This window comes from Endozoicomonas sp. ONNA2 (genome assembly GCF_024606365.1).
Lineage (GTDB): Bacteria > Pseudomonadota > Gammaproteobacteria > Pseudomonadales > Endozoicomonadaceae > Endozoicomonas.
On record NZ_JAHHPO010000974.1, the window covers coordinates 1 to 1,161 of the forward strand.

Here is a 1,161-nt window from a genome sequence, read left to right on the forward strand (position 1 = left end):
GCCTCAATTTCTCGCAATCCTCGCTACGGGCGCTATTCTCGGACAGCCTCCCAGGAAGTTAGCCATTGTCTTTTAAATCAGCAAAGACTTAACCACTCAGGGTTTTCCTGTCGTTTGCCACGAACCTGGTCAAAATACATGGACTGCAGCTTTTCCGTCACAGGTCCACGCTTGCCGCAGCCAATCTTGCGCCCATCGTGTTCACAAATGGGCATCACTTCGGCAGCCGTGCCGGTAAAGAACGCTTCCCGGGCGATATACACTTCATCACGGGTGATACGCTTTTCCCGGACTTCCAGGCCAAGCTCTCTGGCAAACCGGATAATGGTATCCCGGGTAATGCCTTCCAGACAGGAAGTCAGTTCCGGTGTATAGAGAATGCCATCCTCTTTCACAATAAAGACATTCTCACCGCTGCCTTCGGCAACATAACCTTCATTATCCAGCAGCAACGCTTCTTCACAACCACTGTCCAATGCTTCGCGCAGGGCCAGCATGGAGTTCATATAATTACCATTGGCCTTGGCTTTACACAGGGTGATATTTACATGATGTCGTGTATAGGACGAGGTACGGATTTTGATGCCACGCTCAAGGGCTTCTGGTGACAGGTAAGAGGGCCATTCCCAGGCAGCAGCCATGGTATGAACCTGAAGACCTTCAGCTCTTAACCCCATGCCCTCAGAGCCCAGAAAACACATAGGGCGCAGGTAGGCTTCGTCGAGCCCATTCTCACGAACGACGAGCTTTTGTGCTTCGTTCAGAGCTTCTTTGCTGTAGGGGATTGCCATTCTCAGGATGTGGGCACTGCGAAACAGGCGGTCAGTGTGTTCCTTCAGGCGGAAAATGGCGGGGCCTTCGGGGGTATTATAGGCTCTGACACCTTCAAAAACCCCCATCCCGTAATGCAGGGTGTGGGTCAGGACATGGGTTTTGGCTTCACGCCAGGGAACTAACTCCCCATCTAACCAGATAACGCCATCACGATCGGCGAAAGACATCGGGAAACTCCAGATTTAAATTATTTTGTAGGTGAAAGAGCCTGAAGTAGCTATTGGATCACAACTTTTCCCTGATGCCAAAGAGTGATTGCCCGTCTTGGATTACATAAGTAGCTAACCATATGAAATCATATATTTCTGACTCCTTGTGCTGGCACTG

The 1,161-nt window shown here is 50.5% G+C and carries 1 protein-coding gene; it reads right to left on the bottom strand.

Annotated features, from left to right (window positions below; translation table 11 throughout):
* Positions 1-77 precede the first annotated feature (77 nt).
* Entirely contained in the window at positions 78-1,001 is a 924-nt protein-coding gene (locus KDK14_RS17200; protein WP_257266415.1) for a branched-chain amino acid transaminase, read from the bottom strand.
* Positions 1,002-1,161: the final 160 nt, after the last annotated feature.